This is a genomic window from Flavonifractor plautii ATCC 29863, from assembly GCF_000239295.1.
Classification (GTDB): domain Bacteria; phylum Bacillota; class Clostridia; order Oscillospirales; family Oscillospiraceae; genus Flavonifractor; species Flavonifractor plautii.
In genome coordinates, this window is sequence record NZ_JH417820.1 from 6,130 (window position 1) to 22,047 (window position 15,918).

Annotated in this window: 20 protein-coding genes; 10 read left to right on the forward strand and 10 right to left on the reverse strand. The window is 65.1% G+C overall.

The annotated features are described in order from the left end of the window. Positions 1 to 275 precede the first annotated feature (275 nt). On the reverse strand, positions 276 to 497 hold the full coding sequence (locus HMPREF0372_RS13795; RefSeq protein ID WP_007493663.1) for a hypothetical protein: 222 nt from the start codon (positions 495 to 497) through the stop codon (positions 276 to 278). An 85-nt stretch (positions 498 to 582) separates the two neighbouring features. Between HMPREF0372_RS13795 and HMPREF0372_RS13800 the strand changes: the two genes are divergently transcribed. Genes HMPREF0372_RS13800 through rsmI form a run of 5 tightly spaced genes read left to right on the forward strand, consistent with a single transcriptional unit; the run spans position 583 to position 3,526 of the window. Continuing rightward, entirely contained in the window at positions 583 to 813 is a 231-nt protein-coding gene (locus HMPREF0372_RS13800; protein WP_050810503.1) for a helix-turn-helix domain-containing protein, read from the forward strand. Then, a complete protein-coding gene (locus HMPREF0372_RS13805; protein WP_007493667.1) occupies positions 800 to 1,423 on the forward strand; it encodes a CatA-like O-acetyltransferase in 624 nt (207 codons plus the stop codon). Before HMPREF0372_RS13800 ends, HMPREF0372_RS13805 begins: the two co-directional genes overlap by 14 nt. Beyond that, positions 1,420 to 2,031, forward strand: a complete 612-nt coding sequence (locus HMPREF0372_RS13810) for an NUDIX hydrolase (RefSeq protein WP_007493669.1) — start codon at positions 1,420 to 1,422, stop codon at positions 2,029 to 2,031. The genes HMPREF0372_RS13805 and HMPREF0372_RS13810 overlap by 4 nt, the downstream gene beginning before the upstream one ends. Continuing rightward, entirely contained in the window at positions 2,028 to 2,675 is a 648-nt protein-coding gene (locus HMPREF0372_RS13815) for a tRNA1(Val) (adenine(37)-N6)-methyltransferase (protein WP_007493671.1), read from the forward strand. Before HMPREF0372_RS13810 ends, HMPREF0372_RS13815 begins: the two co-directional genes overlap by 4 nt. A 5-nt stretch (positions 2,676 to 2,680) precedes the next feature. Next, entirely contained in the window at positions 2,681 to 3,526 is an 846-nt protein-coding gene (gene rsmI, locus HMPREF0372_RS13820) for a 16S rRNA (cytidine(1402)-2'-O)-methyltransferase (RefSeq protein WP_007493673.1), read from the forward strand. Positions 3,527 to 3,706: 180 nt separating this feature from the next. On the opposite strand, the gene HMPREF0372_RS13825 is transcribed toward rsmI, so the two are convergent. Beyond that, on the reverse strand, positions 3,707 to 3,949 hold the full coding sequence (locus tag HMPREF0372_RS13825) for an AbrB/MazE/SpoVT family DNA-binding domain-containing protein (RefSeq protein ID WP_007493676.1): 243 nt from the start codon (positions 3,947 to 3,949) through the stop codon (positions 3,707 to 3,709). Positions 3,950 to 4,178: 229 nt separating this feature from the next. Here HMPREF0372_RS13825 and HMPREF0372_RS13830 point away from each other — a divergent pair, with 229 nt between their 5' ends. Both HMPREF0372_RS13830 and HMPREF0372_RS13835 read left to right on the forward strand, forming a co-directional pair. Then, positions 4,179 to 4,757 carry a nucleoside recognition domain-containing protein gene (locus tag HMPREF0372_RS13830; RefSeq protein ID WP_039997611.1) on the forward strand — a complete coding sequence of 193 codons (579 nt, stop codon included), beginning with the start codon at positions 4,179 to 4,181 and terminating at the stop codon, positions 4,755 to 4,757. Positions 4,758 to 4,759: 2 nt separating this feature from the next. Further along, the gene (locus HMPREF0372_RS13835) at positions 4,760 to 5,281 is read left to right on the forward strand and encodes a spore maturation protein (RefSeq protein WP_009261226.1); all 522 of its coding nucleotides are present in this window, start codon (positions 4,760 to 4,762) and stop codon (positions 5,279 to 5,281) included. Between the two features lie 77 nt (positions 5,282 to 5,358). Here the strand turns inward: HMPREF0372_RS13835 and HMPREF0372_RS13840 are convergent, their stop codons facing one another. Continuing rightward, complete coding sequence (locus HMPREF0372_RS13840) at positions 5,359 to 5,568, reverse strand: protein kinase family protein (protein ID WP_024724882.1); 210 nt, start codon at positions 5,566 to 5,568, stop codon at positions 5,359 to 5,361. Positions 5,569 to 5,598: 30 nt separating this feature from the next. Next, complete coding sequence (locus tag HMPREF0372_RS13845; protein WP_007493683.1) at positions 5,599 to 6,786, reverse strand: nucleoside recognition domain-containing protein; 1,188 nt, start codon at positions 6,784 to 6,786, stop codon at positions 5,599 to 5,601. A 138-nt stretch (positions 6,787 to 6,924) separates the two neighbouring features. Here HMPREF0372_RS13845 and HMPREF0372_RS13850 point away from each other — a divergent pair, with 138 nt between their 5' ends. Together HMPREF0372_RS13850 and HMPREF0372_RS13855 are read left to right on the forward strand one after the other, a co-directional pair. Then, positions 6,925 to 7,302, forward strand: coding sequence for a DUF4180 domain-containing protein (locus HMPREF0372_RS13850; protein ID WP_009261228.1), 378 nt, complete (start codon positions 6,925 to 6,927; stop codon positions 7,300 to 7,302). A 6-nt stretch (positions 7,303 to 7,308) separates the two neighbouring features. Next, positions 7,309 to 7,935 (forward strand): sugar O-acetyltransferase, encoded by a 627-nt coding sequence (locus tag HMPREF0372_RS13855; RefSeq protein WP_007493687.1) that lies wholly within the window; start codon positions 7,309 to 7,311, stop codon positions 7,933 to 7,935. Between the two features lie 287 nt (positions 7,936 to 8,222). On the opposite strand, the gene HMPREF0372_RS13860 is transcribed toward HMPREF0372_RS13855, so the two are convergent. Continuing rightward, the gene (locus HMPREF0372_RS13860) at positions 8,223 to 8,819 is read right to left on the reverse strand and encodes a TetR/AcrR family transcriptional regulator (protein WP_007493688.1); all 597 of its coding nucleotides are present in this window, start codon (positions 8,817 to 8,819) and stop codon (positions 8,223 to 8,225) included. 99 nt (positions 8,820 to 8,918) lie between these two features. Between HMPREF0372_RS13860 and HMPREF0372_RS13865 the strand changes: the two genes are divergently transcribed. Then, positions 8,919 to 9,794: a DegV family protein gene (locus HMPREF0372_RS13865; protein ID WP_007493690.1), complete on the forward strand. Its 876-nt coding sequence runs from the start codon at positions 8,919 to 8,921 to the stop codon at positions 9,792 to 9,794. Positions 9,795 to 9,832: 38 nt separating this feature from the next. Here HMPREF0372_RS13865 and HMPREF0372_RS13870 read toward each other — a convergent pair whose 3' ends face one another. The 5 genes from HMPREF0372_RS13870 to HMPREF0372_RS13890 form a co-directional block, all read right to left on the reverse strand. Then, positions 9,833 to 10,906: a M24 family metallopeptidase gene (locus HMPREF0372_RS13870; protein WP_007493692.1), complete on the reverse strand. Its 1,074-nt coding sequence runs from the start codon at positions 10,904 to 10,906 to the stop codon at positions 9,833 to 9,835. 101 nt (positions 10,907 to 11,007) lie between these two features. Beyond that, positions 11,008 to 12,762 carry an NADH-dependent [FeFe] hydrogenase, group A6 gene (locus HMPREF0372_RS13875; RefSeq protein ID WP_007493694.1) on the reverse strand — a complete coding sequence of 585 codons (1,755 nt, stop codon included), beginning with the start codon at positions 12,760 to 12,762 and terminating at the stop codon, positions 11,008 to 11,010. A 14-nt stretch (positions 12,763 to 12,776) separates the two neighbouring features. Continuing rightward, a complete protein-coding gene (locus HMPREF0372_RS13880) occupies positions 12,777 to 14,579 on the reverse strand; it encodes an NADH-quinone oxidoreductase subunit NuoF (RefSeq protein ID WP_007493696.1) in 1,803 nt (600 codons plus the stop codon). A 13-nt stretch (positions 14,580 to 14,592) separates the two neighbouring features. Continuing rightward, complete coding sequence (locus HMPREF0372_RS13885) at positions 14,593 to 14,961, reverse strand: (2Fe-2S) ferredoxin domain-containing protein (RefSeq protein ID WP_007493698.1); 369 nt, start codon at positions 14,959 to 14,961, stop codon at positions 14,593 to 14,595. A gap of 4 nt (positions 14,962 to 14,965) precedes the next feature. Continuing rightward, a complete protein-coding gene (locus HMPREF0372_RS13890) occupies positions 14,966 to 15,517 on the reverse strand; it encodes an ATP-binding protein (protein WP_007493700.1) in 552 nt (183 codons plus the stop codon). Positions 15,518 to 15,918: the final 401 nt, after the last annotated feature.

Sequence of the window (15,918 nt, forward strand, 5' to 3'; positions counted from 1 at the left end):
CCGGGCGTAGGGGCGGGGCTTGTCCCCGCCCGCCATCTGGAGGCATGGCTGTGTGGCCGACTTGGAGACACGCGGGCAGCCTGACACGCTGTTTCCCCCGAAGCGGCACAAATCCGCGGCGGCCGGGCGGCCACAAGGACCGCCCCTACAGATGCGGATGACCGCACAGGCCCGGGCGTAGGGGCGGGGCTTGTCCCCGCCCGCCCCGCGCCGGCGTGTGGACGGCGGGGGGATGAGAGTGCCGGTCCCTACGGTGTGCGTGTAGGGGCGGATGCCTACATCCGCCCGTGTGCAGCCAGCCCCGCGCCGGTGCGCAGGCCCAGCAGAAAGGCGTGGGCGGCGGCAAAGGCCCGAATTGCCTCGATATCAGTCCATAGATCCGGCGTGCATTCGTTTTTGACCAGATCGTGATGGTACTCGTCTGCTGCGTCCATGGGCATGGCGTCTATATACGACTGGATATACTGGGTATACAAAAATTGCACAAAGTCAGTCATGCCTTAAATCCCCTCTACACGAATTATGATGATGTTATTATACTACACGAAATTTGATGATGTGTCAAGGGGGAAGGAGAAGAAAATGGAGATTATTTTGCCCAGACTGGCTGAACGGCTGAAACCCCTCAGAAAGAGGTTTGGAAGGACTCAAAAGGATATGGCGGAACTGTTGGGTGTCACAGAGCGCCACTATCAAAAGATTGAATATGGCCACATCAATGTCTCTGCCACCACGCTGATTCTCTTGGCGGACTATTTTCACGTGACAACCGATTACCTGTTGGGACGGGAGGATACCCATGACCATCATTGACAAGGAGACCTGGCCCCGCCGGGCCCATTACGACTTTTTCACCCCCATGTCCGACCCCTTCTACACCCTGACGTTCCCGGTGGACGTGACACCCCTGCGGGCCTGGTGCAAGGGACGTTCCCTGCCCTTTTACCCGGCCATGGTGTTCGCCGTCACCAAGGCCATGGAGGCGGTGGACGCCTTCCACTACAAGGACCGGGACGGGGTGATCGTCCGCCACGACACCCTTGTGCCCAGCTTCACCGACCTGAAGCCGGGCAGCGAGCTGTTCCAGATTGTCACCGTGGAGGCGGGGGAGGACGCGGCGGACTTCTGCCGCCGGGCCAAGGCCCAGGCGGCGGCCCAGACCGAGTTCATCACCTCCGGCCCCTGGGACGGGGATCAGCTCGTCTACTTCACCTGCCTGCCCTGGTTCCCCCTCACGGCCCTGAAGAACGAGAAGGACGTGAACCCTTCCGACTCGGTGCCCCGGGCGGCCTGGGGCCGCTGGGAGGAGGAGGGGAGCCGCACCCGCCTGCTGCTGAGCCTGGAGCTGAACCACCGCCTGCTGGACGGCGTCCATGTGGGCCGGTTTTATGAGGCGCTGAACCGCTGGATGGAGGGGCTATGACCGCGGAGGAGTTTCGGGCCCGCTGGACGGGACATGTGCCCAAGGTGCAGGACGTGACGGGGGAGTACGCCGTGCTGGTGCCCCTGGTGGAGCGGCCGGAGGGCCTGTGCCTGCTCTACGAGGTGCGGGCCGACACCCTGGGCCGCCAGCCGGGGGAGGTGTGCTTTCCCGGCGGGCGGCTGGAGCCGGGGGAGGACGCGGTCTCCTGCGCCCTGCGGGAGACGTGGGAGGAGCTGGGCATTCCCCGGACGGCGGTGGAGGTGGTGGCCGAGCTGGACTGGCTCACCCACCAGGGGGGCTTTGTGCTCTATCCCGTCCTGGGGATCGTGGCGCCGGAGGCGGCGGAGCGGCTCCACCCCGGCCCCGCCGAGGTGAAGGAGACCTTCTTCGTGCCGGTGGACTGGCTGCGGGCCCATCCGCCGGAGGTGTATGCCTACCCGCTGGAGCCCCGGGTGGGGGAGGACTTCCCCTATGACCGCATCGGCTTTCCCCAGGGCTACCGCTGGCGGGGCGGCCGGGTGGAGGTGCCCATCTACGCCTGGGAGGGACGGGCCATCTGGGGCCTGACCGGCCGCATCACCCGCCGCCTGCTGGAGGGTATGCCATGAGAGCGCCGGAGCGGCTGGGGCCCTATGTGTACCGCCAGTCGGACACCTGCTTCCCCCTGGGGGGCGACAGCCTGGCCCTGGCCGCCTTTGCCTCGGTGCGGCGGGGGGACCGGGTGTGCGACCTGGGCTGCGGGGCGGGGGCGCTGCTCCTGCTGCTGGCCGCCCGGGTTTCCCCACTGGCCCTCTCCGGTGTGGAATACTGCCCGGAGGACGCCGCCCTGGCCCGCCAGAACCTGGCGGAAAACGGCCTGGAGGGGGCGATTTGCACCGGAGATCTCCGCGCCGTGTGCAAAACCCTCCCCGCCGGGGGCTTCTCCCTGGCGGTCTCCAACCCGCCCTACTTCAAGGCGGGGAGCGGCGGCTGCGGCGGGCCCGCCCGGATGGAGGGGGACTGCGCCCTGGAGGACTGGTGCGCCGCCGCCGGGCGGCTGCTGAAAAACGGGGGACGCTTCGCCCTCGTTCACCGGCCGGAGCGTTTGTGCGATCTCTTTGCCGCCCTCCGCTCCGCCGGGCTGGAGCCCAAGCGGCTCCGGCTGCTCCAGCACGGGCTGGATTGCCCGCCCTCCGCCGTCCTGCTGGAGGCGGTGCGGCAGGGCCGGCCGGGGCTGGAGATTCTGCCCACACTACTGTCAAACCGGAGGTAATATACATGGCCGGAACGCTGTATCTGGTACCCACCCCCATCGGCAACCTGGGGGACATCTCCCGGCGCATCGCGGACACCCTGGGGGAGGTGGATTTTATTGCCGCGGAGGATACCCGGGTGACCCTCAAGCTGCTTAACCACCTGGGGCTGAAAAAGCCCATGCTCTCCTATTACCGCCACAACACCGGGGCGGGGGGCGAGGCGGTGCTCAGCCGCCTGCTGGCCGGGGAGAGCTGCGCACTGGTCACCGACGCGGGCACTCCGGCGGTTTCCGACCCCGGCGAGGAGCTGGTGGCCCTCTGCGCCCAGAGTGGGGTGGATGTGGTGGCCATCCCCGGCCCCTGCGCCCTGGTCACCGCCCTGGCGGTATCCGGCCTGCCCACCGGCCGGTTCACCTTCGAGGGCTTCCTGGCCATGAACAAGAAGAACCGCCGCACCCACCTGGAGGAGCTGAAAGGGGAGCGGCGCACCATGATTTTCTATGAGGCGCCCCACAAGCTCTGTGCCACCCTGGACGATCTGGCGGAGGCCTTTGGGCCGGGCCGGCGCATCTCCCTGTGCCGGGAGCTGACCAAGCTCCACGAGGAGGTGCGGCGCACCACCCTTGGGGAGGCCGCGGAGTGGTACGGGGCCAACCCGCCCCGTGGAGAGTTCGTGCTGGTGGTAGAGGGCGCGGCCGGGACGGCGGAGGAGGCCCCTATCCTCGCCGGCGGGCTGGCCCGGGTGGAGGCGCTGCGGGCCGAGGGCCTCTCCCTGCGGGACGCAGTGCGGCAGGCGGCGCGGGAAACAGGCCTGGCTAAAAATGAACTTTACGACCGTGCCGTGGGGAAAACCGGCGGCTGCGAATAAAACTGTGCGGAAAAAAGGACATCCTTATTTAGAAGTATTTGGAATCAAAAATATTACTATTAGTATTATTGGGAAACCGCGAAACACCTGCGGTTTCGATCGAAAAAAGGGACAAAAAAAGAAGAAAACACCTTGCTTTTTCAGAAAAAGCAAGGTGTTTTTACAATATGAAACGAATTGTTATTTTAACTGAAGCTCTCGAATGCAGTTGGGACAGACGTTCTTTCCCTTGAAGTTGATTACATCTTTTGCGTCATCGCAGAAAATGCAGGCGGGTTGATACTTTTTCAGTACAATTGAAGCCCCATCTACGTAAATTTCCAGCGAATCCTTTTCTGCAATGTCCAACGTACGGCGGAGCTCGATGGGGAGCACGATTCGCCCCAGTTCATCCACCTTGCGCACAATGCCCGTCGATTTCATAAGAGTTACTTCCTTTCCCTACGAATTTCCACATATTTCCGTCATTATCTATAAACTGACATTATTATAACATATCGTATTGGATTGTCAATCGAAATCTGGAAATCTTTACGAGGGAAAGCGGGGTTTTTCGACGGGCGGTGGAAAAGCAGTTTACAACAGCCTGGATCGCAGGCATGTTTCCTGCGGACAGCCCGTATAAATGGGGGAAGACGGGGAGGTGTCCGGTATGGCAATGACAGTGATCTGGACCGGGATGGTGGTGGTCTCCATCCTGTGCGGTCTGGCGACAGGAAACGGACCGGCGGTGGCGGCTGCGGCCATGGAGGGGGCGGCCGCGGCGGTGGAGCTGTGCCTGTCCATGGCGGGGGTGCTCTGTCTGTGGATGGGGGTGATGGAGGTGATGCGCCGCTCCGGCCTGTCGGATGGGCTGTCCCGGCTGCTCCGGCCGGTGCTGCGGCGGCTCTACCCGGAGTTTGCGCGGGACCGGGAGGTGATGGACACCATCTCGGCCAACGTGTCGGCCAACCTGCTGGGGCTGGGCAATGCGGCCACTCCCCTGGGCATCCAGGCCGCCCGGCAGATGAGCCGCCGTACTCCCGGACGGGCCTCAGACGCTTTGTGTATGCTGGTGGTGTGCAATACGGCGTCCATCCAGCTCATTCCCACCACGGTGGCCTCGGTGCGCCTGGCCGCGGGGTGCGCCGCCCCCTTTGATATCCTGCCCGCGGTGTGGCTGGCCTCGGCCATTTCGGTGTGCACCGGCATCGGGGCGGTCAAGCTCTTCGGCCGGGTGTGGAGGGGGTAGGCATGGAGCTGTTCTTCACCATGCTGGTGCCCCTGATCATTGCCGCGGTGGCCTTGTACGGTATGGCGCGGCGGGTGGATGTGTATGACGCCCTGGTTCAGGGGGCCGGGGAGGGGCTGGGGGTGCTTCTGCGCATTGTGCCGCCCCTGGTGGGCCTGCTCACGGCGGTGTATATGCTCCGCGCCTCCGGGGCGCTGGAGCTGGCGGCCCGGGCGCTGGCCCCGGTGCTCACCGCCCTGGGCATCCCGCCGGAGACCGTGGCACTCCTGCTGGTGCGGCCGGTCAGCGGCTCGGCAGCACTGGGGGTGGGGGCGGAGCTCATCGCCACCTACGGCCCCGACTCCCTGATCGGCCGAACGGCGGCAGTGATGCTGGGTTCCACCGAGACTACCTTCTACACCATCGCGGTCTACTTCGGCGCGGCGGGCATCGTCAAGACCCGCTATGCCGTCCCGGCAGCCCTCTGCGCCGACCTGGCGGGCTTTATGGCTGCTGCCTGGGCAGTGCGGGTGATCTTCTATTAGCGGGCGCCGGCCATGCACAAACGCAAATAGCGCGGAAAGCCGCCCCCGCCTGGTGTGCAGGCGGGGGCGGCTTTTGTTCAAAGGGTGAAATCCTCGTCCTTCAGCTTGCTGAAGTCGGGTGCCACCGGCGGCGGCGGCACCCGCTTGAGGGGGTCGTACTTGAAGGAGCGGCAGCTCCCGCCGGGGGCGACTACACCCTGTTTGGTACAGAGGATTTTCTCCTCGTCCAGTGGGGTGCCCCGCTGACAGTAGGTGCACCTGGGCTCGATATTCTTCTGAAACAGCATGGAGCTCCCTCCCTCTCTCATAACGTCTCATTATAACACGCTCCGATGCCTCTTGCCAAGGCTTTTTCGCGCTGCGGCGGCCGCCACAAAGAGGAAAAAGAGGAAGAGCACCCAGGCGCAGACCAGAGAGATGACCAGTGTGCGGTGGAAATCCATGCCCGCAATGCCAGCCACCTGGTCGGCCAGGTAATCGGAGACCGGCGCCTCCAGCGGAAAGAGGCGGACCAGGACGGCGATGAACAGGGCGGACAGGCCGCCGTGGAGCAGCTTGCCTACCAGATAGGTGCCCACGGACAGGCCGCTGCCCCCGATGAAGGAGAGCACCTGACAGTGGACGGAGATGCCGGCCCACCCCAGCATGAAGGCGGCCAGAATAAGCTTGCCGCTGAGGGTGCCGTCGCCGGAGAGAGTCCACACACCGGAGGAGATCTCCAGCGCTCCGGTAAGCAGACGTTGGGCCCACTCCGGGGTGAGGCCGAAGGGGGCGAGCACCGTCCCCAGCACCTGGGCCAGCCCGGGCAGGAAGCCGGAGCGGATAAGGAGCTGAATCACCACGGTGAAAAAGACCACAAAGGCGCAGATGTTCAGCGTGGACAGAAAGGAGTTTTTGATGGAGCCGGTAAAGGCTGTTGTGAAGCGCTGGGCGTGGAACTGGGGCCGGGACTGCCGCTCCTCCCGCCGGGCGGTTGGGCCGGCCTTGTAAAAACGGAAGAGAATGCCGATGCAGATGGAGGCGGCCGCGTGGGCCAGATAGAGCAGCACTCCCACCCGGCTACTGGCGAACACCCCAGCCCCCACCACGCCCAGAATGAAGGCGGGACCAGAGTTGTTGCAGAAGGCCAGCAGGCGCTCGGCCTCCGTCTTGGTGCACATGCCGTTCTCGTAGAGGCTGATGGCCGTCTTGGCTCCCACCGGGTAGCCGCCGATGAAGCCCAGGGCGAAAGCGGAGGCGCAGGCCCCGCTGACGTGGAACAGGGGGCGCATCAGTCCCTCCAGCAGACGTCCCAGGTATCCCGCCAACCCCAGTTCCACCACCAGGGAGGAGAGCACGAAGAAGGGGAACAGGGAGGGAATTATGACGTTGTAGCACAGGGCCAGGCCGCTTTTGGCCGCCTCCATAGAGGGCTGGGGATAGAGCATCAGGGCCAGGGTGGCGCACAGCAGGGCCAGACCCAGGAGCAGGTCGCGCACCCTCTCTTTGGACAACAGCCTGGACATAGGCTTCACCTCCGTCCTAAATGGGTATGCGCCGGAGGGGAAAAGGTTGCCTGTCCGGAGAAATTTGACAGGGCGGGAAAGGCGTGCTATGCTGAGGTATCCAAGTCAACGCCAGAGATCAGAAAGGGAGGGATGCCGATGGGCATACAGTATTGGAAGCAGGACGGGATCCCGGTGGCGGAGCTGACCGGGCCGGAGAAGCGCATTGTGGATGCGCCGTCGGCCCTGGAGCTGGCCATGACGGCGCGCCATGAGGCCGGGGCCTCCGCCCTGCTGGTGGACAAGGCGGCGGTGGCCGAGGACTTTTTCATCCTCAGCACCGGCCTGGCGGGGGAGATTTTGGAGAAATTCATCCAGTACCGGATCAAAATGGCCGTCTACGGAGACTTTTCCTGCTATACCAGCAAGCCTCTGCGGGATTTTATCTATGAGTCCAACCACGGGAGCGACTTTTTCTTTGTCCCCGAGCGGGAAGAGGCGCTTCGGCTGCTGCTGCGGACGGCTGGAAGGGAGTGAGGAAGGATGACCGAGGAGGAACGTATCTTCCGGGGGGAGTTGTTTGCCTCAGAGGAGCCGGAGCTGGTGGAGAAGAAGCGGAGAGCCCACCGGCTCAGCCAGAAGTATAATGAGACGTTTGAGGACGATGCAGAGGTGCGGGAGGCGATTCTCCGGGAGCTGCTGGGGGAGCTGGGGGAAGGCGTGTGTATGCTGGGGCCGGTGCGCTTTCACTACGGCTGCCACACCCGGGTGGGAAACCATTGCTTCATGAACTTCAACTTCACCGTTCAGGACGATGCGCCGGTGATCATCGGCGACCACTGCAATTTCGGACCCAACGTGACGATCGTGACGCCCATGCACCCCATGCTGCCCGACGAGCGCCGGGGGATGGTGTGCGACGATGGGGTGGAGCGGTTTTTGTGCTATGCCAAGCCCGTGACCATCGGACACGACTGCTGGTTCGGGGCAAACGTGGTGGTCTGCCCCGGCGTGACCATCGGGGAGAACTGCGTCATCGGAGCGGGGAGCGTGGTGACCCGGGACATCCCTGCGGGCTCCTTTGCCGCCGGCAATCCGGCCCGGGTCCTCCGCCCAATTACGGCGGAGGACACCGTCCGCGGCCGCTTCTCCGGCATCCGGGGGGAATAAAAACCGAGGGCCTGGATAACTCGTCCAGGCCCTCGCAGTCTATCGAAAAAGTCTTTTCGACAGACTGCTGAACTTTTTGAACCCCAAAAGGGTTCAAAAAGTTGGTTGATCCAACGCGAAAGGGAACCCTGACGGTTCATCTCCGCACCAAGTACCGCCGCAAGCGGCGGTTGTGCTCCGAATCGCCCTGCGGGGCAGCCTTTCACACGATCCTTCCCTCCGAATCCTCCAATAGGAGGGTTTATAGACAGCCTCAGAGGCCCGACCAACGCGTCCAGGCCCTCCGGCTATTTGGTCTGAAAAATCTCCCGGAACAGGGTGTAGTCCTGCTCCAGCTTGGGCAATAATGGGTAAGAGCCCCGGTGGAGCACCCAGTCCACGACCACGCCCCGGAAGTGGCGGAAAAAGAAGTCCGCCGTCCACTCCACCGACCAGCCGGGCAGAAGGGAACCCTCCTCCTCTGCCTGGCGCAGGCAGTCCAGCATGGCGCGCAGGGTATAGCGGGTGGGATCCATGGAGGAGGCGTCGTCGGGAGCATCCAGCCGCCGCTGGTAATAGCGGGCCACCAGCTCCCAGCCCTGGGCCTCAATGAAGGAGGCGTAGGTGGAGAGAATCAGCCAAAGCCGCTGGGGCGGGGCGTCAGTCTCGTGGCCGGACAGGGCCTCCTCCATGTACCGGTCTAGGGGGGAAAAGCCACGGGAGAGCAGATCCTCCTTGGAACGGAAGTGGTGGTAAAAGGCGCCGGTGGTAATGCCAGCCCGCTGGCAGATATCCCGGACGGAAACCTTGTCAAAGCTGTTTTCACGGGCCAGCTCCATGGCGGCCTGGAGAATGGCCTGCTCGGTCTGCTGCGCCTGCTCCTTCCGACGCTGGCGGTAGTCCATGGATTGTCCCTCCTTCCCCTTGACACGGCTGGTATTCAGCCGCTATAATAGTGACATAACGATGTTATGCGGGTTTTGCCACTCTGATTATAGAATAGGATGATTGCCTTGTCAAATCCGGAAAAGATTGCGCTGCTCACCGACTCCACGGCGGACCTGCCCGCCCCGATGCGGGAGGGTAAGCCCATCTATGTGGTGCCGCTGAAAATCCGCTGCGAGGACGGCGAGTACTCCGACGGGGTAGACATCACCGCCGAGGGGGTATATGAGCGGCTCCACCGGGGAGAGCTGCCCCGCACCTCGCTGCCCGAGGGCGGCGTGGTCAGCGACACGCTGGATCAAATCCGTGCCGACGGGTACGAGAGGGTGATCGCCGTCATGCTCTCCTCCGGCCTGTCCGGCACCTACAACATGGTGCGCCTCCAGGCCGAGCAGCGGGACGATCTGGAGATCGCCGTCTTTGACTCCAGGAGCGGTTCCCTGGGCATCGGCATCATGGTGCTTCAGCTCTGGGAGGAGATCCTGTCCGGGTCCTCCTGGGATACCCTGGTGCGCGAGCGGGCGCCCCATCTGGTGGCAAACACCTTCCCTTTCTTCTCGGTGGACACCCTGGAGTACCTGCGCCGGGGCGGCCGCATCGGCCGCATCACCGCCCTGGCGGGCACCATGCTGTCCATCAAGCCCATCATCACCTTCTCGGACGACGGACAGCTCCAGAGCATCGCCAAGGTGCGGGGCCGCAGACAGGTGCAGGACAAGATCCTGGAGCTGCTCAGGGCCCGGTTCCAATCCGGCAGACGGTACAACCTGGCCGTGGCCAACGGCGGCGCGCCGGAGGAGATGGCGGAGTTTGCGGCCCGGCTGAAGGCCGAGTTTCCCAACTACGAGCATTTTTGGGAGGGGGTCATGGACGCCACCCTCAGCGTCTATATCGGCGACGGCGTTATCGGCGGCGGCATCCAGTTCCTGGACTGAAGTAAAACTCCCCCGGCAATGCCGGGGGAGTTTTGTGTTTAGTCCACCACGCGCAGCTCCTTGGAGGCGTGGTTGAGCACCTCGCAGCCGTCCTCGGTGACCAGCACCAGATCCTCAATACGCACGCCCAGCTTGCCGGGCAGGTAGATGCCCGGCTCCACGGAGAAGACCATCCCCGGTTCGGCGACGGCGGGGCTGGAGGCGCTGTTGTCCGGCGGCTCGTGGCAGTCCAGGCCGCAGCCGTGGCCCAGCCGGTGGGTGAAGAAGGGGCCGTAGCCCGCGTCTTCGATGAGCTTCCGGGCCGCCCGGTCGATGTCCTTCATCGGGACGCCGGGGCGGATGACGGCCTCGGCCGCCAGATTGGCGGCCTTGACGGTCTCATATACCCGCCGGCCCTCGTCGCTCACCGAGCGGAAAAACACCGTGCGGGTCATGTCGCACCAGTAGCGCCGGATGGGGATGAAAATGTCCAGGACCACGCTGTCCCCGTCCCGGAGCACCGTCCCGTTGGGGGCGTGGTGGGGGTCGGCTCCGTTGGGGCCGAAGCAGACCAGCTGCCCCTCGCCGGAGCGGTCGGCGCCGTGCTGCCGGTAGAGGCCCTCCACATAGGCGGCCAGCTCACTCTCCACCGCGCCGGCCCTCACGGCGGCGATGGCCGCCTCCACCACCTGGTCGTTGATCTGGGAGGCGCGGCGCATGGCGGAGATCTCGTCGGCGTCCTTGTACTTGCGGGCGTCGTCCACCGGGGCGGAGCCCAGCACCGGCGTCACGTCGGGCCGGGCGGCCAGAAGGGCGATGAGGAACTTGCTGGGCCAGGCCTTGTCCACCCCCAGCGTGCCGGGGAGGAGGGCGGCGGCCAGCGCCGCCGTGGGCACGTCGCTGTCCTGGTGGAGCACCAGCTCCAGCCCCTCCTGGGGCTCCAGGGCGAAGAGGGCGTTGGCGAACAGCCGGCACGTGCTGTCGGCGCGGATATAGAGCGCCAGCATCCGCTCCATCGGCTCCACCCAGTACCCCGTCAGGTAGTACACCGAGGCGGTGGAGGAGATTACAATCTGGGTCAGTCCGTCCCGCTCCATGTTGCGGAGCACCCGGGCCAGTCTCGCTTGATTCATAGGACATGTCCTTTCTGTCTGTAAGTTCTAACCTTATTATAATCCGGACTGTCAAGCGCACAAATCCCTCCCCCGCCTTTCGGTGGGGGAGGGATTTTGTGTCACACGCGGTAGCGCTTCTGCTTGATGTAGGAGCAGTGGAGGAGGGCGTGGGCCTTGTGGCCGCCGGGCTCGCCCAGGAAGTCGGCGTAGACCTTCTGCACCACCGGGTTCTCGTGGCTGCGGCGGTAGGTCATGCCCTCATCCTGCTTGTAGAGGGCGGCGGCGCGGAGGGCCTTGATGTCGGTGAAGTTGCGCACGTTGGCGTGCTGGATGGGCTGGCCGCCGCCGTTGATGCAGCCGCCGGGGCAGGCCATAAACTCCACAAAGTCGTACTGGAGGGAGCCGTCCCGGATGCCGTCCAGCACCCGCTTGACGTTGTGCAGGCCGGAGGCCACGCAGACCCGGACGGTCTTGCCGGGCAGCTCATAACTGGCCTCCTTGACCCCCTCCATGCCGCGGACCTCTTGATACTCCAGAGGGGCCATGCCCGCGCCGGTGAGCTGCTCCACCACGGTGCGCAGGGCGGCCTCCATGACGCCGCCGGAGGCGCCGAAGATGGCGGCCGCGCCGGTGGAGACGCCCAGCATGGGATCGAACGCCCCGTCGGGCAGGTGCTCGAAGAGCAGGCCGGCCTGGGTGATCATGCGGCCCAGCTCCCGGGTGGTGAGGGACACGTCCACCGGCATGCAGCCGTTGGGCAGCCGCTGCTCCTCCCGCAGTACCTCGTACTTCTTGGCGGTGCAGGGCATGATGGACACCACGAAGATGTCCTGGGGATCGATGCCCGCCTGCTCGGCGTAGTAGGTCTTGACCAGGGAGCCGAACATCTGCTGGGGGGACTTGCAGGAGGAGATGTTGCGGATCATGTCGGGGGCGTGCTGCTCCAGATACCGCACCCAGCCGGGGGAGCAGGAGGTGATGAGGGGGAGGGTGCCGCCGCCGTTGAGGCGGCTTAAAAACTCGGTGCCCTCCTCCAGAATGGTGAAGTCGGCGGCGGTGTCCACGTCAAACACCTTGTCGAAGCCCAGGCGGCGCAGGGCGGTGACCATCTTGCCCTCCACGTTGGTGCCGATGGGCAGGCCGAAACACTCGCCCAGAGTGACCCGGATGGAGGGGGCGGGGCCCACCACCACGTGCTTGGCGGGGTCGTTCAGGGCGGCCAGCACGCGGGCGGTGTCGTCCTTCTCGGAGAGAGCGCCGGTGGGGCAGGCCACAATGCACTGGCCGCAGGAGACGCAGTCCACCTCGGCCAGATCCCGGTCGAAGGCGCAGCCGATGTGGGTGTGGAAGCCCCGGTCGTTGGGGCCGATGACGCCCACCTCCTGGGTCTTGCGGCACACGGCGGTGCACCGGCGGCAGAGGACGCATTTGGAGTTGTCCCGCACCAGGTGGGGGGCGGAGGCCTCAATCTGGGGGGGCATGTTGTCGTTGGCGTACCGCACCGCGTCGATGCCCAGGTCGCCGGCCAGCTGGAGCAGCTCGCAGTGGCTGTTGCGGGAGCAGGTGAGGCAGTCCATCCGGTGGTTGGAGAGGATCAGCTCCAGGGTGAGCTGGCGGGACTTGCGTACCCGCTCCGTGTTGGTGTAGACCTCCATCCCCTCGGCCACGGGGTAGACGCAGGAGGCCACCAGGCTCTTGGCTCCCTTCACCTCCACCACGCAGATGCGGCAGGCGCCGATCTCGTTGATGTCCTTCAGGAAACACAGCGACGGGATGTTGAAGCCCGCGGAGCGGGCCGCCTCCAGCACCGTGGAGCCCTCGGGAACGGTGACGGGGATGTCGTTGATGCGCAGAGATACCATCTTTTCGTCCATGTCCGTTCCCTCCCTTACTGCTTGTAGATGGCATCAAAGCGGCAGTGATCCATGCACGCGCCGCACTTGATGCACTTGGACTGGTTGATGATGTGGGGCGCGCGCACCGCGCCGGAGATGGCCCCGGTGGGGCAGCCCTGGGCGCAGCGGGTGCAGCCCTTGCACTTGGTGGGATCCACGATGTACTGGATGAGCGCCTTGCACACCCCGGCGGGGCAGCGCTTCTCGTAGATGTGGGCCTCGAACTCCTCCCGGAAATGGGTGAGGGTGGAGAGCACGGGGTTGGGGGCGGTCTGCCCCAGGCCGCACAGGGCGGACTGCTTGATGTGGTGGCACAGCTCCTCGATGGTGTCCAGATCCTCCGGCTCGCCGTTGCCCTCGGTGATCTTGGTCAGCAGATCCAGCAGCCGCTTGGTGCCGATGCGGCAGGGGGAGCACTTGCCGCAGGACTCGTCCACAATGAACTCCAGATAGAACTTGGCGATGTCCACCATGCAGTTGTCCTCGTCCATGACGATGAGGCCGCCGGAGCCCATCATGGAGCCGATGGCGCTGAGGGACTCATAGTCGATGGGGGTGTCGATGAGGGAGGCAGGAATGCAGCCGCCGGAGGGGCCGCCGGTCTGGGCGGCCTTGAACTTCTTGCCGCCCGGCACGCCGCCGCCGATGTCCTCCACCACCGTGCGCAGGGTGGTGCCCATGGGAACCTCCACCAGACCGGTGTTGGTGATCTTGCCGCCCAGGGCGAAGACCTTGGTGCCCTTGCTGGTCTCGGTGCCGATGGCGGCGTAGGCCTCGGGGCCGTGGTTGAAAATCCAGGTGATGTTGGCGTAGGTCTCCACGTTGTTGAGCAGGGTGGGCCGGTCAAACAGGCCTTTCACCGCCGGGAAAGGGGGGCGGGTCTTGGGCTCGCCCCGGTGGCCCTCGATGGAGCGCATGAGGGCGGTCTCCTCGCCGCAGACAAAGGCACCGGCGCCCAGGCGCAGTTCCAGATCGAAGTCAAAGCCGGAGTCGAAGATGTTCTTGCCTAGCAGGCCGTACTCCTTGGCCTGCCGGATGGCGGTCTCCAGCCGCTTGACGGCGATGGGGTACTCGGCCCGGACGTAGATATAGCCCTGGTGGGCCCCCACGGCGTAGCCCGCGATGGTCATGGCCTCCAGAATGGTGTGGGGGTCGCCCTCCAGCACCGAGCGATCCATGAACGCGCCGGGATCGCCCTCGTCGGCGTTGCAGCACACATACTTGACCCCGTCGGGGCTCACCGCGTCGGCGGTGAACTGCCACTTTTTGCCCGTGGGGAAGCCTGCGCCGCCCCGGCCCCGCAGGCCGGAGGCCAGCACCGTGTCGATGACCTGCTGGGGCGGGATGTGTTCGGTGAGGATTTTGCCCAGGGCGGCGTAGCCGTCCACGCCGATGTACTCGTCGATGCTCTCCGGGTTGATGACGCCGCAGTTGCGCAGGGCGATGCGGTGCTGGTGCTTGTAGAACCGGGTCTCGGCCAGGGAGGTGGCCGGGCCGTCGCCCCCCTCGTTCCTGTTGAGCAGGCGCTTGACGATGCGGCCCTTGACGATGTGCTCGGAGACAATCTCCTCCACGTCGTCCACCGTCACGTGGGTGTAGCACGCCCCCTCGGGGTAGATGGTGACGATGGGCCCCAGGGCACACAGGCCGAAGCAGCCCGTGCGCACCACCTGGGCCTCCTTGTCCATGCCCTGGGCGGCCAACTGCTTTTCAAACTCCGCGATGATCTTGGGGCTTTCGGAGGAGGTGCAGCCTGTGCCGGTGCAGACCAGAATATGGGAACGAATCAAGCTCATCTCACGCCCTCCCTCATTCCGCCGCGCCGATGGTGTACTCGGTCACCACGCGGCCGTTGACCAGATGCTCGCTGACGATGGAGGCCACCTTGTCCGGGGTCATCTTTACATAGGTGACCTTCTCCTGGCCGGGCACGTACACCTCCACAATGGGCTCCAGACGGCACACGCCGATGCACCCTGTCTGGGACACGGTGACGTTTTTCAGCTCCCGCTTGGCGACCTCCTCCAAAAAGGCGTTGAGCACTGGGCGGGCTCCCGCCGCGATGCCGCAGGTGGCCATACCCACCACCACGCGGATGCGGTCGTCCCCGGAGTCCCGCAAATCAATCTGCTGGCGCATCTTATCACGGATGGCCTGTAGCTCCGCTAGACTTTTCATGGTTTTACATCCCCTTCTGTTCTTGTAACAGCGCTTCCTGTTCCTGTAGGTAATCCCGGATCCAGAGGACAAGCTCCGGCTCGGCCAGGGAGAGCTCCGGCCCAAGCAGGGCGTGCAGCTCCTCCGTGTCCAGGCAGGCCAGGGCGTCCCCCCTCCGGTGTGTATAGTGCAGTTCCAGCTCCGGCGCGCCCTGGATGAGCAGGGTGATCGTGCCGGCCATGTCCCCCACCGGGGGGCAGTCAATGTGCGAGGCGACAAAAACGGCGGTGACGGCGGTGCCGACCCCCAGCGTACTTTCAATCGACAGGGAACCGCCGGTCTGCTCCGCCGCCAGGCGCAGCAGGGGCAGCCCAAGCCCCATGGATCGGGTGGTGCGGGTGGTGGTGAAGGGGTCGCTCACCCGGGCCAGCAGCTCCGGGGCCATGCCCGTGCCGTCGTCCCGGATGGAAAGGGTGATGGTCTTCCCCTCCTCCGTCAGGGTGATGTCCAGGCGCCTGGCCTGGGCGGTGATGGAATTCTGGGCGATATCCAGGGTATAGAGGGCGATCTCTTTCATGGGGTTCCCTCCCTTGCGGCGCTTTGGAGTCAAAACCAGAGCCTTCCGGCTCCACGGGCGGGGACAAGCCCCGCCCCTACATTACAGCCCTTGAAGATATCCTCCGTAGGGGCCGACACCCCAGGACGGCCTCTCTTGCCCCTGCGGGGCAATTCGCCTTCTGCCCTCATCGGCCCGCGGCAGCTATCCTCCACCCTCGCCGTAGGGGCGGCCCTTGTGGCCGCCCGTCCTCTCCGGCCTGCCGCAGCGTTTTCCTGAACGCGCCGCCGGCCCGCGGGCGGGTGTGGGCACCCGCCCTACCTCCCGACGCGGGGTACGCCCTGCGCTCGGGGCCCCGCACGAACCCAGCGAAGCGGTTCGCGTGGGGAAAGGAGGCCCAGCGGCGGGAGTGAGCGTTCGGG